At 59.1% G+C, this 12953-nt stretch carries 14 protein-coding genes and 1 pseudogene; 9 read left to right on the forward strand and 6 right to left on the reverse strand.

Annotated features, from left to right (window positions below):
• Positions 1-102: 102 nt before the first annotated feature.
• The gene (locus LHFGNBLO_RS01725; RefSeq protein WP_258600473.1) at positions 103-243 is read left to right on the forward strand and encodes a DUF6527 family protein; all 141 of its coding nucleotides are present in this window, start codon (positions 103-105) and stop codon (positions 241-243) included.
• Positions 244-538: 295 nt separating this feature from the next.
• Here LHFGNBLO_RS01725 and LHFGNBLO_RS01730 read toward each other — a convergent pair whose 3' ends face one another.
• The 6 genes and pseudogenes from LHFGNBLO_RS01730 to LHFGNBLO_RS01755 all read right to left on the reverse strand — a co-directional run bounded on the left by LHFGNBLO_RS01730 (position 539) and on the right by LHFGNBLO_RS01755 (position 5557).
• On the reverse strand, positions 539-1582 hold the full coding sequence (locus tag LHFGNBLO_RS01730) for a serine/threonine-protein kinase (RefSeq protein ID WP_258600475.1): 1044 nt from the start codon (positions 1580-1582) through the stop codon (positions 539-541).
• Positions 1575-1979 (reverse strand): hypothetical protein, encoded by a 405-nt coding sequence (locus tag LHFGNBLO_RS01735; protein WP_258600476.1) that lies wholly within the window; start codon positions 1977-1979, stop codon positions 1575-1577. Before LHFGNBLO_RS01735 ends, LHFGNBLO_RS01730 begins: the two co-directional genes overlap by 8 nt.
• A gap of 104 nt (positions 1980-2083) precedes the next feature.
• Positions 2084-3112: a macro domain-containing protein gene (locus LHFGNBLO_RS01740; RefSeq protein WP_258600477.1), complete on the reverse strand. Its 1029-nt coding sequence runs from the start codon at positions 3110-3112 to the stop codon at positions 2084-2086.
• Between the two features lie 26 nt (positions 3113-3138).
• Positions 3139-3804, reverse strand: coding sequence for a DUF4433 domain-containing protein (locus LHFGNBLO_RS01745; RefSeq protein ID WP_258600479.1), 666 nt, complete (start codon positions 3802-3804; stop codon positions 3139-3141).
• A gap of 457 nt (positions 3805-4261) precedes the next feature.
• Positions 4262-4507 (reverse strand): RES domain-containing protein, encoded by a 246-nt coding sequence (locus LHFGNBLO_RS01750; RefSeq protein WP_258600480.1) that lies wholly within the window; start codon positions 4505-4507, stop codon positions 4262-4264.
• 59 nt (positions 4508-4566) lie between these two features.
• Positions 4567-5557, reverse strand: a pseudogene (locus LHFGNBLO_RS01755) (IS5 family transposase).
• A gap of 425 nt (positions 5558-5982) precedes the next feature.
• On the opposite strand from LHFGNBLO_RS01755, the gene aepX reads away from it, so the two are divergent.
• From aepX to LHFGNBLO_RS01795, 8 genes are all read left to right on the forward strand, one after another.
• Entirely contained in the window at positions 5983-6945 is a 963-nt protein-coding gene (gene aepX, locus LHFGNBLO_RS01760) for a phosphoenolpyruvate mutase (RefSeq protein WP_258600481.1), read from the forward strand.
• 30 nt (positions 6946-6975) lie between these two features.
• On the forward strand, positions 6976-8202 hold the full coding sequence (locus tag LHFGNBLO_RS01765; protein WP_258600529.1) for an aminotransferase class I/II-fold pyridoxal phosphate-dependent enzyme: 1227 nt from the start codon (positions 6976-6978) through the stop codon (positions 8200-8202).
• 4 nt (positions 8203-8206) lie between these two features.
• Positions 8207-8986 (forward strand): phosphocholine cytidylyltransferase family protein, encoded by a 780-nt coding sequence (locus LHFGNBLO_RS01770; RefSeq protein WP_258600482.1) that lies wholly within the window; start codon positions 8207-8209, stop codon positions 8984-8986.
• Between the two features lie 24 nt (positions 8987-9010).
• On the forward strand, positions 9011-9619 hold the full coding sequence (locus tag LHFGNBLO_RS01775; RefSeq protein ID WP_258600483.1) for a CDP-alcohol phosphatidyltransferase family protein: 609 nt from the start codon (positions 9011-9013) through the stop codon (positions 9617-9619).
• A gap of 152 nt (positions 9620-9771) precedes the next feature.
• Positions 9772-10563 carry a class I SAM-dependent methyltransferase gene (locus LHFGNBLO_RS01780; protein ID WP_258600484.1) on the forward strand — a complete coding sequence of 264 codons (792 nt, stop codon included), beginning with the start codon at positions 9772-9774 and terminating at the stop codon, positions 10561-10563.
• 92 nt (positions 10564-10655) lie between these two features.
• Positions 10656-11459, forward strand: a complete 804-nt coding sequence (locus tag LHFGNBLO_RS01785; protein ID WP_258600485.1) for a class I SAM-dependent methyltransferase — start codon at positions 10656-10658, stop codon at positions 11457-11459.
• A gap of 9 nt (positions 11460-11468) precedes the next feature.
• Positions 11469-11765 (forward strand): hypothetical protein, encoded by a 297-nt coding sequence (locus tag LHFGNBLO_RS01790; RefSeq protein ID WP_258600486.1) that lies wholly within the window; start codon positions 11469-11471, stop codon positions 11763-11765.
• Positions 11766-11786: 21 nt separating this feature from the next.
• Positions 11787-12941 (forward strand): PLP-dependent aminotransferase family protein, encoded by a 1155-nt coding sequence (locus LHFGNBLO_RS01795; RefSeq protein ID WP_258600487.1) that lies wholly within the window; start codon positions 11787-11789, stop codon positions 12939-12941.
• Positions 12942-12953 lie beyond the last annotated feature (12 nt).

Genomic DNA, 12953 nt, shown 5'->3' on the forward strand with positions numbered 1-12953 from the left:
GAGTCTGTCCTGAACCACCACCTGACCTAGGAATCATCATCAATCCGTGCCCAAGGCGGACGGACGTATGCTCATCGCGTAGCCGACAATCAGCAACTCACGGTGATCGAAGGAGCGAGGCTTCGCTGGGACGTTACCGCCGATGCCCAGGGCAAGCCAACTTTGAGCCCTTCGGTCTGGAGGCAGAAGGGATGCCGCTCCCATTTCTGGCTGCGAGACGGCAGGATTCACTGGTGTAAGTGATGCGGGTCACGCGTGGTGCAGCAGAACCTGCGTCGTCCGGCCCGTCGCATCGAAACTTCCGGTCCGCGGCTAGTCGGTTCGCCCTATCCTGATGGACCGTATCGCGGCCTGCCTTACTTCGGTTTCTTGTGAATGGCGCGCAGGTTTATGTAGGCTTTGGCCCCCGATTCCTTGAAGGCCCTGGACATGGCATTGCGCACGGCGCCCGCGTCCGGAGCAGGTGATGCCTTCGCAGGTGACTTCAGGCCCAGGCCCGTTCGTTTCCGATAGTTCGTGGGGTCGTTCCGGAGCGCCATCATGTGATGCCGAGCAGGACGGTGACCGCAGCATCTGTCAGCTTGGATTTGCATCCAGCCGTCACACGCTTTGCCTTTCCGCCATTTATCGCCTTCGTCAATTCCGACTTCCCGCTTTCATCCACTGTAAGCACGTGCAGAGCTCCGTCCACGTCACGTGTCCATACCCTGCAATTTCCTGACTCTGAGAACCGCCAGTCCAGGCTTCCTTCCACCGCCGCCAGTTCGTTCGCTACGTCCAGAGCGGACTTGTAGCGGTCGCCCGGCTCCACCTCGAGACATCTGCAGACGATCTTCCGAAGACGCTTGGGGATATGGGCGAGGAAAGTTTTCCGTTCCGGGTATGTTCCTTTTTCTATAGAATCCGAAAACGCATCGCCGTCAAGAGTCTCGGCGTTCTCGAACTTGGCCATCTGCTCGTCGAGGCATTCTACCCCGTTGCACATCACGTAAAGCGTCATGCCGAACTGGTAGATATCGAACGACCTGTCGTAGGTGTGCCCGGAGATCGCCTCGGGCGGTGTTATCGGGGTGTAGATGCCGTCGGGGGAAGCTTCCCCCGCCTCGTCCTGCGCCATGGCCAGGCCGAAATCGGAAATGAGCGCCTCGTGTCGGTCGGAGATCAGCACGTTGTCGGCCTTGAGGTCGAAGTGGATTAGGCCCTTCGAGTGGATGTTGTGCAGTCCGGCCGCGATCTGGCAGCCGAAGTTCACGATCTCCCGCACGGTAAGGTGGCCGTTTTTCTGAATGTAGGACTTAAGCGAACCGTTGGAATAAAGGGGCATCGCGACGAAGACGTGATCGTCTGTCTCGCAGGCGTAGTGCAACTGCACCACGTGAGGATGGGTGCTAGCGTAGAGTCGGCGGGATTCCTCGAAGTAGGTCTCCCTGTGCTCGATGTCCTCCTTGTCGATCCGCTTGACGACGATGTCGGCACCCAACTGGTTGTCGTGGGCAATGAAGGTACTGGAATTCTTCCCTTCGGCTCCGATCTCGTCCTTCAGTTCAAACGACAGCTGTGCGTACTGGAGGGGCTTAAACACGGCCGGCCACCATCGCGGCCAGCAGGGCCTCTCTCTGTTTCAAAGTGAAGTCATCCCATCCACCGACCTTGAAGTGGTTCTTTCCATCGATGATCGGCTTGAGATCGGCGCCGGAGAGACCGAGGCGTGCCGCCAGGGCGGGGATCGCTCCTGCGAAATAACCTTTCAGGTCACTGCTCGCGAAGGCCTCTTGGATCACGCCCTCGATGTGCAGTCGGTCGATACTCATCGACTTGGCGTTGTTCTCGGCGAGCCGGATACAGGCGCGGGCCACTGAATACTCCCGCAGGATGTCGAGAAGGTTACTCCGCACGTATTTCAGAGCGACCGGCTTGGCCATTGCCTTGGGTATGACGATCTCATCGACGTCAACGACAGCCTCGGTCTCGGCGTCCACGAGGGCGTACGTGACCTCGGATGGAGAGACGCGAAGTCCAATCGTAATCAAATATGCGGCCTCCGGATGTTCGACAGCAATTGTCGCGTCAGGCGGGTTCAGGCTCAGGCGTGAATCAATCGATCGTCGGACAGACGTTCGAAAGCGCCGCCCACCGACTTGGCGTCGAACTTCACTTTCTTGCGCTCTCCCCACTGGTCAAGTGCATCTGCGATGCCATCCAGCGAACGCAGCTGCTCGCGGGTGGAGACGAAGTGCACGGAGGACAGCAGCTCAAGGCCATACGGGCTCTCGTATCCGTCAATGAGATGGCTGACCCTGTCGATCGCCTCGGCCGCGCGATCCCGGTCCGCTTCCTGCAGGAAGCTTTCAGCCAGTTGCACACCTGTCTTGGTGACGGCCGTCTCCCGATCGGGCGCAGTGAAACCTTCGATTAGCCCTTGGCGCTCCATGGCCTTGAAAGCGTCACGCAGCCCTTCCGAATACGGACCGAACTCGTGCCGTTGAAAGTTCAGACCGAAACGGATTCCGAACTCCTGAAGAAAGTAGGTGATTTTCTGCATCGTGATACGGGTCAGACGTCCGTCGAAGTAAACGCAGAGATCGTTGAGCGCCTTGATGAGAACGGCCCGTTCGAAGGTCATCTTTGGTAAACCAAATGATTCCCCGGCGCGGGCCTCGGAATCGTCCTCTTCGGCGTTTGACGGTGCGAAGATCACGAAATCCACATCCTTTATCGCGGACAGTCTGTCCGTCAGCAGCGCTTTCACCACGGTCCAGTCCAATCCGCCGTTCCCGCATCCCAGCGGTGGCATGACAACTGTTTTGATCTCGAGCTGCTCGATCTGGGCGACAAAGTCGACCAGACCGTTCTCGATGTACTCCAGCTTCGACTTCGCGCGCCAGTGATCCTTGGTCGGGAAGTTGATCAGGAAGCGGCGGCCGCCAGATAGCATGTCACCTTCCTGATGCACGTACACCTTGCCAGGCCGGAGCTGGTGCTGATCGCAAAGCCTCTTGTACGCCTTGAAGTTGTCCGGCCAGCGGCGCTTGAACTCGAGCGCGACGCCTTTGCCCATGACACCGACGCAGTTGACCGTGTTCACGATCGCTTCCGCGCGCTCTTCGAACATGTCTCCGGTCTTAAAGGTTACCGACATTAGTGGTAGCACCCTGGCTTCGAATGGACCATCAGATCCACTCCGGTATCTTTCATCATGCGACGGACTTCGCCTCTTATCCAATCACCCTTTGCGACAATGCAGTCGAACATGGTCAAGGGGACTGAATCCTTTACGAGAAACTCCGCCATCCGTTTCTGCTTGCGGTTTTGATACCGCTCCGGCGTGTCCTTATTGTGGAACCATTTGGTTACTCCCGGGTATCCGATCTCGCTGATCGTCGCGGCGGTCGCACCGTCGTCGAAAAGATCCCAGGCCACATGGGCTTCCAGGACATCCAGATCGTTCGAGAACTGCGGCATCGGCGCACGCGAATTGCAGGCGATGTCGCTGAACCAGTATGTAAGGTCGGCGTCCCGAAAATTCTCGACATTGGCGACAAAGAAGACGCGATTGTCCATGGTCGCGTTACCCTGCTGGACACCTGCGGGCGTCACGAATGGCACGTTGCCCTGCTGGATCGTGTAAGACATCGCGGTCATCGGCGAGAAATAGAAGGCGACATGGTCGTTGATGACGTCGCCGGACGGAACGCAGAGCCCACCGTCGCCCCGACGGCTCACGATTTGCGAGTACGATGTCTGATGACAGGATTGCGCCTGATTTGAGTTTTTCGCCCGAATCTCGCCGTCCTGAAAGAACAACGCGCAATCCTCATAGTAGACCATCCTGAAAATGAAACGATTAGGCAATACGCGTATCCAGTCGATGCGGCAGCCGTCTCGTCGGCGGCCCTCCAATGCCTTAACATCGAAACCTTGCCCGATGCCCTCGCAAGACTGATATCCGTTGTATCCGCCAGCGCAAGGGCAGGACCACGATTTCGACATCAAAATTGGGGCGAAACATCGTGAGCCCGCAGGTGATTAACGCGGACAGGATCATCGAACGTGACGTCCTATGGAAATTCCACGCGATGGCGGGCTGATGGGTTGGAATAATTCTCAGAACCACGTTCAAGGCAGCCGAATGATTTGGGGTGCCCGAAACCGGAACTGTCTGCTGTCGGCCCCACACCGGTCGTTCCGTTGTTCCGGCTTAGTGGACGCTTCTGGGCGCTACAGCCATCTTCGCTAAGCGATACGGATACGAGCTGCATCTTCACACCAATCCGACTTTGAAATCCTCCAGAACCTGAGCCAGCCCCTGCGCGCCGAGAAGTGTCAAAACGCGCTTCGGCTGAAGCTTCAGTTTCGCCCGGTCGTAGATGGCGAGATTGGTCGCCCCGTTCAGGCGCGAGGGGTAAATGACCCCGTCAGGCTCAGATCGGTGCTCGTGAAACGCTAGCGACCACCGGCGTGCCAAGTTCTGGCGCTGTGCCCGAACGACATCGGTCGGCACACCCATCCGAACGGCGTTGGTGCATGGGTCCGGACTGAGCGGATGTCGATCTTTGAAGCGGCAGACTATGCCGTGGCCGCCTTGCGGCGGGCGGATTTCGGGCGTGCGCAGGCAAGCATGCGGTTGAGGACGGCGCAGCCGATGGCGACTTCGGTCTGCTGAACGGGAAGCGACCGTGCCCGCAAACGCCGCCCGATGGTGGACTTGTATCGCCCTATGGCGGTCTCGACCAGCGAGCGTTTGCCATAACCGTTGGAGACCTGCCATTTCATCCGGCCGTCTCTGCCGATTGCGGCGATATGCTGGTCCCTTTGGCCGGCAGGTCTATCGTCGAATGGTTCGACCGCGTTGACGCGAGGCGGAATGACGATTGCGGCGGCAGCGCTATGATCGATGACTGCGTCGTAAGTCGGTTTTCCGTCATAGGCGCCGTCAGCAGTAAACTGTCCGATCGGACCGCCAATCTGGTCGAGCAGTGGCTCAACTTGAGAGACATCGCCAGTGTCCTGATCAGTCAGGGTATGGGCAATGATCTCGCCGCTGTCGGCATCCAGTGCCAGATGCAGCTTGCGCCAACTGCGACGGGATCTGGCGCCGTGCTTCTCCTCCAGCCACTGACCCGCGCCGTAGAGCTGCAGGCCGGTGCTGTCGACAAGAACATGCACTGGTGCCTCCGGCGGAACCTGGCGATCATGCCGTTTGTTGGGCGATTGCCATGTCCGCGCCCGACGGCTCAGGGTGGTATGATCGGGGACAGCGAGCGCCAGCCCCATCAGTTGCAGCACCGGATCCCAGCAAGCCTTCTGCCTGGCGCAGCCGCAGGTCAAACACAAGGCCCAGCGTCAAGGTGGTCTCGATCGCCAGATCAGAATAGCGGTGCTGGCCGCCACGTGTCTTGCGTCGTGGCGCTTGCCACCTGGACAGGGCTTCCGGCGTCACCCACAGGGTCAAACTGCCGCGATGACGAAGTCCTGCCTCATATTCTGGCCAGTTCGTCACCCTGAACTTCATCTTCTCAATACGATGGCGGCGGCTGGTATTGTGTTTGAAAGGCATGGCTACGCTACAAAGGCTATTGCGGTGACCGCTTGCCTAAACCCACACCAATAAAAGATCCGTGCACCAACGCCCAACCAGACTGATCACAGCTAATTTAGAAGAAGCCACGACATCGTCGGACATCGGACAGCGCGGATAGCAGTCAGGCGTGAATTCCGCTTCCTGCGGGGGAATTCTGTCCGCCATTCCTGGGAAGACGGGGGGAAACCGACACTACTGCCCGGGTTTGTCGAGTGAGCGACACGGGCTGTTCGGCTTGGCTCCTGCTCCCACCATCATTCAAGTCATTGATAAATATCAAGAACACTTTTCTGAGGGTTTTCCTGCCAGTTGGCACGACTTTTGATGCTCCCTCATAGAAAGGCGGCCAGGAGCTGCTGACCGATTGAGGCACGATTATGGAACGAAGGAAGGAAAGCAGCATGTCAGATCCGCGCCGGGGGCGTATACTATCGGAAAAACGCCACCTGCGGAATCCGGGCGCAAGCGAAGGTGTATCTACGCTTCGTGACCTCATTTGCATCCGTGACCGACCGTCATTCCTTATGGAAGCCCATGACGCGCTCTCCGCGGCGATCGCGCAGCGGGCCGGGTTCAAGGCGCTTTGGGCGTCCGGCCTCTCGATATCCTCCAGCCTCGGCTACCGCGATGCGAACGAGGCCTCTTGGACCCAGGTTGTCGAGGTCGTGGAACGGATGGCGGACGCAGCGGAAATTCCAATCCTCGTCGACGGAGACAGCGGATTCGGCAATTTCAACAATGCCCGTCTGGTCGCTCGCAAGCTGCGGCAGCACGGTGCGAGCGGCGTTTGCCTCGAAGACACCGCGTTCCCGAAGATGAACTCCTTCGTCGGCGACCGCCATCCGCTGGCGGAGATCGGCGAGTTCTGCGGTCGCCTTAAGGCCGTCAAGGACCAGGTTCCGGATCCGGAATTCGTTCTCGTCGCTCGAATCGAGGCGCTGATCGCCGGATACGGTCAGCACGAGGCGCTTGCACGAGCGCACGCCTATGCGGAAGCCGGCGCCGATGCGATTCTCATCCATTCGCGCAAATCCGATCCCAGCGAGATCTTGGCATTTGCTCGACTCTGGCGGAACCGCCTCCCCGTCGTGATCGTGCCAACGAAATACTACTGCACACCGGTCGCCGAATATCGCGCCGCAGGCATTTCAACCGTGATCTGGGCCAACCACAACATGCGCGCCGCAATCTCGGCAATGCGTCACGTGTGCGACCGCATCATTCAGGAAGAAAGCATTGCCGGTATCGAAGATGAGGTGGCGACGCTCGACGAGCTGTTCGAATTGATGAACTACGGCGAGCTCTCAGCGGCAGAAGAGAAATACCTTCCGCGGGCAGCGGACGGCCAGGGACAGGCGCGGTAAGCGGCTTTGCCGAAAAAGATGGAAACGCGCATGTTGGCGTCACGGACAAACTTGTTCAAATCGTCGCGGACCGCGGCCGCCCGCGCCGCGGCGAAGGCTGCCGCCGATGCTGGGATGGAGATTGTTGATCTCACGGCCGGCGAGATCTGGAGCGATCTGGCACCAACGATCCGGGACGGAGCGATCGAGGCGATTCGACAGGGCCTGAACCGCTACACTGACACGATCGGCTTGACGGAGTTGCGCGAGGCGCTGGCACGGAAGGTATCGGTCGAGACGGGGCAGCTCTGGCGGGCCGACGAGATCGCCGTGACGAACGGCGCCAAGCAGGCTCTTTTCAACGTGGCGATGACACTGATCAATCCCGGCGACCAAGTCATCATTCCCGCACCCTACTGGACGACATTCCCAGCGCAGGTCCAGATCGCCGGCGGCACCCCAGTCCATATCGATGCGCGAGGAAACGGGTACGTTCCACGGATCGACGACATCCAACGCGTCATCACGCCGCTGACCCGGGCCATCGTCGTCAACACGCCCGCCAACCCCAGCGGCGCCGTCTACGACGCGGAGACCCTTGCGGGCATCGCCCAGCTGGCGATGGATCGGGACCTCTGGATCATCTTCGATGAATGTTACTGCCCCTTCACCCATGATGGCCATCGGCATCATCCGGTTGTGTCGCTCGTCCCGGATGTCCGGGCCCGGACGGTGATCGTCAATGGCTTCTCCAAAAGCCTGGCCCTCACTGGCTGGCGCATCGGGTATCTCGCTGCGCCGAAGGAACTGATCTCGGCTGTCAAGGCGCTGCAGTCGCACACGACATCGAACCCGAATGTCGTTGCCCAGCACGCCGTGCTGCACCACCTCCGTGAGGGGGATGGCGCCTTTGAAGCCCGGCTCAAGGGTCAATTGACGGCGGCGCGGCAGGCTGGGCTTTCCGCCCTATCCGGGCTGCAGCGCGTGCCTATGCCTGAAGCACAGGGCGGGTTCTATTTCTATCTCGATCTGTCCGGCCTGTTGCGGCCGACGCTCGCCAATGATGACCCCAGGACAGCCGACGACATCGTGGCCGCGCTGCTCGCGCAGGCCGGCGTGGCCGGCGTGTCAGGCACTGCCTTCGGCGATCCCATGGGGCTCAGGCTCTCCTATGGCATTCCGCCGGGGCAACTCGAGGCGGGCCTAGAGCGTGTGGTCGGCGTCCTTAACGCCTGGAACCGAAGGAATCGTCGCAACAACCAAAATAAGAGGGCTTAGACCCATGACTGCAACTGCTCCGAGAAAGGCGGTGATCCTTGCCGCCGGGGTTGGCTCGCGCCTGCGTCCGCTCACCGATCTGCGGCCGAAGCCGCTGGTCGAAATCAATGGCACGCCGATCCTTCACAACGCCTTGCAGAACCTCGAGGCCGTCGGGGTGCGGGAGGTGACGATCGTCGTCGGCTATCGCAAAGACGCGATCCAATATTCCTGTGGCCAACGCTTAGGCGATCTCGGCATCGACTATGTCGAGTCCGACGTCTTCGACCGGACGGGCAGCGCCTACTCGCTATGGCTGGCGCGCGATGCGCTTTTGGCCGGGGACACCTATCTGCTCGAAGGCGACGTGTTTTTCGAGCCGGATGCGCTTCGCTACCTGACGCTGGCCGATGCGGACAATGTCGCGGCCGTCGTGCCTTTCAGCCCGGCGATGGAAGGTTCCGCCGTCGTTCTGACGAACAACGGCTACATCGCCGAAGTGCGGATGAAGCAGACGGCAGCGAACCTCAATGATGGTTCGCCGCCTCTCTTCAAAACGATGAACCTGATCCGCTTTTCCGGAGAAGATCTGCGCCGGACGATCGTTCCGCATCTCAATGACATCATCAGCGCCGGGGCCGTTAAATCCTACACCGAAGAGCTTCTGTCGGACCTCGTGCGGCAGAAAGGGCTGCAGATCGCGGCCGCCCGGTGCGACGGCCTCAAATGGTACGAGATCGACAACGAGGCGGACCTGCGTTTCGCTGAAGCCATGTTCATGACGGCACGGGATATCGCCTGCTGACGACCAAGTCTGGGAGAGTGTAAGATGCTTCGCTACCTCGTTGATCCCGCCAATGCCATCACCACGGTCGGGCTACTGTGCTCCTCGATTGCTCTCTATTTTGCGTTGGCGGGGAAGATCGATCTGGCGGTCGGCGCTGCCTTGTGGGCCGTCCTCGCGGATCACCTGGACGGGGCAGTCGCTAGGAGAACCCGAAACCGCGAGCCTGACATGGCGAAGATGGGCAAGAGCCTCGACGGGTTCGGCGACATCATCTACGGCGCCATCCTTCCCGCGATCATCCTCGTGCAGCTGAATAGCGCGTCACTCGTTTCCTTCTTCGTCGCCACGGCCCTGTTGCTCGCCGGCGCCATTCGCCTGAGCTATTTCGCGAACTTCGGAAAGTCAGATGACGGCCGGTTTTTTGGTGTGCCGCTGTCCTACGACATTCCCTTGATGGCCGCCTTGGTCCTCGTTGAGCCGTTCATGTCCTCGGGGACGTTCCTGCCAGCCGTGAACATCGTCTTCGCTCTTTTGAGCGTTGCCCACGTCGCCTCGGTTCGCGTGCCATCGCCGAACAAGGCCATGTACTTAGCGATCACGCTCTTCGCCGTCACCGCATCGACGATCCTCGTTCACCAGGGGACGGTGTGATGCCCGCATTGCCCCTCTCCCCTGACGGGTCAATCTTGATTCCGCCCAAGCTCAAGTCGCCCGGGTGGATCTACCGTTCATTCGGCGACGCTGGCTAGTCGTTCGTTCTGAGCATTTTGTTGGCAATAGATCGAAACGCCAAGGAGTTACAAATGATCGTGGCAACCGAACTGTTTCGTGGCGCGGCACCGTACTACGCAAAGCATACCATACCCTATCCAGATGACCTTTTCCGATCACTGGTTCGGATTTGCCGTCCTGCCGAACACAGTCGAGCGCTCGATCTCGGTGCCGGCACGGGACAGATCGGCATCCCGCTCGCGCGATCGGTGGGCGAGGTGATCTGTGTCGATCCGAGTGAGGAGATGGTCGAAGAGGGACGCCGAGCAGCCGATGTGCAGGGCATCGACAACGTAGGATTTTTTGTGTCGAGATCGGAAGATCTAGACGAGCTATCCCGCCTGTTCGATATCGCCACGATCGCCGGTTCGTTCCACTGGATGGACCGGGGTGCGGTGCTTGCAAAGCTCGCCGGGATGGTGAAACCAGATGGCTGCGTCGCGATTTTCGATCGCGACCGCGATCGCTCGGAGCCTGGAGAATGGTCCAAGGCAATGTGGAGCGACATCAAGGAATTCTGGGGAGGGAGTTTCCCTGCTGGCCCGGGAGCAACGCGACCGCTGCTGACCATGACCAACCGGGAGGTTCTGTCAGCATCCCCATTCAGCGAGATCACAGAGCTTCGTCACTATTATGAACATCATTGGAGTCTCGATGATCTGATCGGCTATCTTTACTCAACGTCTAAGGGTGCATCTGGCACACTTGGTGCTCGCAGAGAAGAATTCACTATTCGAATTCGTCAGCTTTTACTTTCGTATTCCCCGTCCGGTTTCTTTTCGGAACAAGGACACGTCACGACGTTGATCGGATTCAGACCATAACTGGTGTCAGCACGGCTGTATTTGGCAGGGAACCATCAAATATAACGCCAATTTAAAGTTCGAAGCGATCTGAACAAAACTGAGAGGGTAGAATGACAATGCGAGAATCTGCAAAAGCTATGGTGTGGGGTGACTTCACGTTGAACGCCGCTGACTATGGACAACGGCCCCCATACGATCATCGGGTGCTTTCAGCCCTTGTCGGCATTGTGCGGCAGCGTTTCGGACGTGTCTGCCTTGCCGAGATCGGTGCCGGTACAGGCAATCTGTTGCGATCATTCGTCGACCGCGACATTTCGGGCTACGCGGCGGAGCCCAATCCCGCTATGCGCTCGGTGGCGCATGAACTTGCCCCTCTCGAACGACGGTTCGAATGGACTGGGGGGACAGCTGAGAAAACGGAACTTCCCGACGGTTGCGTCGATTGGGTCATTCTCGGCAACGCCTATCCCTTCGTCGACACAGTTGCCATGTTCCGAGAGGCGCAGCGCGTCTTGGTCCCTGGAGGCTTCCTGACGATTGCCTGGAATGTTCGGGATTTTCAGCGGGATCCCCTGCAAAATTCAATCGAGGAAACGGTGAAGGCGATGGTCCCCAATCTCAAGCGCACAGGGAGTTCGGTTGCCGAGATTATGGAGGGAATAGAGACAGAAGGTCTGTTTCGAGACTTTCTCTATGTAGAGGGAAAACACATTCAGGCATTCAGCCCCGAGCGTTTTGTTGCAACTTGGAAAGCGGGTTGCGATGTGCCGAGCCAGGTCTCCCCGGCGCTGTGGGATCAGATAATTGAGAAGACGAGGGCGATGACCCCGAACACGGACGAGATCCAAACGCGCTGGCTTACGCGGACTTGGACGCTTGAATCAACCGCGGTTACGGCGGATGGCAGGTCGTAGGGGCGCCTCATGATCGATCTCACGAGGGCCATCCCACCCGTCCCACCCGAGCTCGACGACGGTTTGCGACTCGCTCTGTCGGCGATGACTGCATCGAATGCAATCGGACAGAAACTGCGGTTCAACCGTGTCGGCGGCGATGAGCGCGATAGAGCTGCTGGAGCGCGGTGGGTTTCACGGCGCCTCAACGTGGATGTCGGATCGGAACGGCTCGTCGTAGGCAATGGGACACAGAGCCTGTTGGGCCTCATTTTCTATGAGATACTTAGAGCAAATACCGTGCTCCTTGCGGAAGCATTGACCTAGCGGAGCAAATAGGAGGCATTCGTGACAAGTCTTGCTTTGAATTCGATCGACCTCTCAAGGGCAATTCCCCCGACGCCGTCAGAGCTATCGGACGGCCTGCAATACGTTTTAGCCCAACTGGCAATCGATCCCAGCATCTCAGCGAGGCTCAGGCGAAATCGCATAGGAGGGGCAGAAGCCGACCGCGCGGCGGGAGCCGCATGGCTTGCGCGACGCCTCGGTTCACGCCCATCCATTGACAGGGTGGCCGTCGCCAACGGCACGCAAAGCCTTCTCGGCCTCCTTCTATATCACTGCGTTGGAAGCGGAAGTACGATACTTGCCGAAGAACTCACCTACCCGGTCCTTGTTCCCTTGGCTCAAAGGTATGGCGTGCGGGTTGTTCCAGTCGCTATTGATGCGGAAGGTCTTATCCCGAATGCGTTTGAGGATGCCTGTAAAAAGCCGGGCGTGAAGGCGATCTTCTGCAACCCCACGGTCCACAATCCGACGACTTCGGTGCTGCCCCACGATCGCCGAATGCAGATCGTCTCTATTGCACGCGAATACGGCGTAGCGATCATCGAGGATGATGTGCTTGGACCGCTTCATGGTCCGTCGCCGTCCCCGATGGCTTGCTTCGGACCGGACATTGTGTGGTATATCCAAAGCCTATCGAAGTGTGCAGCGCTGGGCCTAAAGATCGCCTACCTGGTCGGCCCCTCCGCCAAGCAGGTGCACGAGGTCGTGCATTCGGTGTCCAGCCATTCGTTCTGGTTCCCGTCCGCGTTGTCTGCGGAGGTTGCAACCCGGCTGATAGAGACTGGTCGAGCCCAAGAGATTTGCGATGCAATCGGATTACTTGCGGAGCGACGGCAAGCGATCGCGAGGAGGGCATTCCACGAGGTAACATTTCAGGGTGCGCCGGGAGGGCTTCACATCTGGATTCCCCTGCCTCTTCCATTGAGCGCTGGTGAGTTTGTCTCGAAGGCTTCGGCGGCCGGCATCCAGATTCGTCCAGCGGAAATGTTCGCGGTCCGAGACGGTGATCTCAGCAGACGAATTCCGGAGGCAGTCCGCGTCGCCGTCACCTCGCCGGAGACAGATGAACAATTGGAGGTAGGCCTTCAACGCTTGGCGTCCATTCTGAACAGGGCTGTCCGAGGGGATAAACTTGCGGCTCAATCGAGGTCTTAGCCGCGATGCATC

The organism is Mesorhizobium sp. AR10, assembly GCF_024746795.1.
GTDB lineage: Bacteria > Pseudomonadota > Alphaproteobacteria > Rhizobiales > Rhizobiaceae > Mesorhizobium.

Bases quoted from the DNA above. Each gene is read 5' to 3' on its own strand.
- LHFGNBLO_RS01775 (WP_258600483.1), top strand. From the start codon at position 9,011: ATGCTTCGCTACCTCGTTGATCCCGCCAATGCCATCACCACGGTCGGG.
- LHFGNBLO_RS01770 (WP_258600482.1), top strand. From the start codon at position 8,207: ATGACTGCAACTGCTCCGAGAAAGGCGGTGATCCTTGCCGCCGGGGTT.
- LHFGNBLO_RS01790 (WP_258600486.1), top strand. From the start codon at position 11,469: ATGATCGATCTCACGAGGGCCATCCCACCCGTCCCACCCGAGCTCGAC.
- LHFGNBLO_RS01785 (WP_258600485.1), top strand. From the start codon at position 10,656: ATGACAATGCGAGAATCTGCAAAAGCTATGGTGTGGGGTGACTTCACG.
- LHFGNBLO_RS01740 (WP_258600477.1), bottom strand. From the start codon at position 3,112: ATGTTCGAAGAGCGCGCGGAAGCGATCGTGAACACGGTCAACTGCGTC.
- aepX (WP_258600481.1), top strand. From the start codon at position 5,983: ATGTCAGATCCGCGCCGGGGGCGTATACTATCGGAAAAACGCCACCTG.
- LHFGNBLO_RS01780 (WP_258600484.1), top strand. From the start codon at position 9,772: ATGATCGTGGCAACCGAACTGTTTCGTGGCGCGGCACCGTACTACGCA.
- LHFGNBLO_RS01765 (WP_258600529.1), top strand. From the start codon at position 6,976: ATGTTGGCGTCACGGACAAACTTGTTCAAATCGTCGCGGACCGCGGCC.
- LHFGNBLO_RS01750 (WP_258600480.1), bottom strand. From the start codon at position 4,507: ATGGGTGTGCCGACCGATGTCGTTCGGGCACAGCGCCAGAACTTGGCA.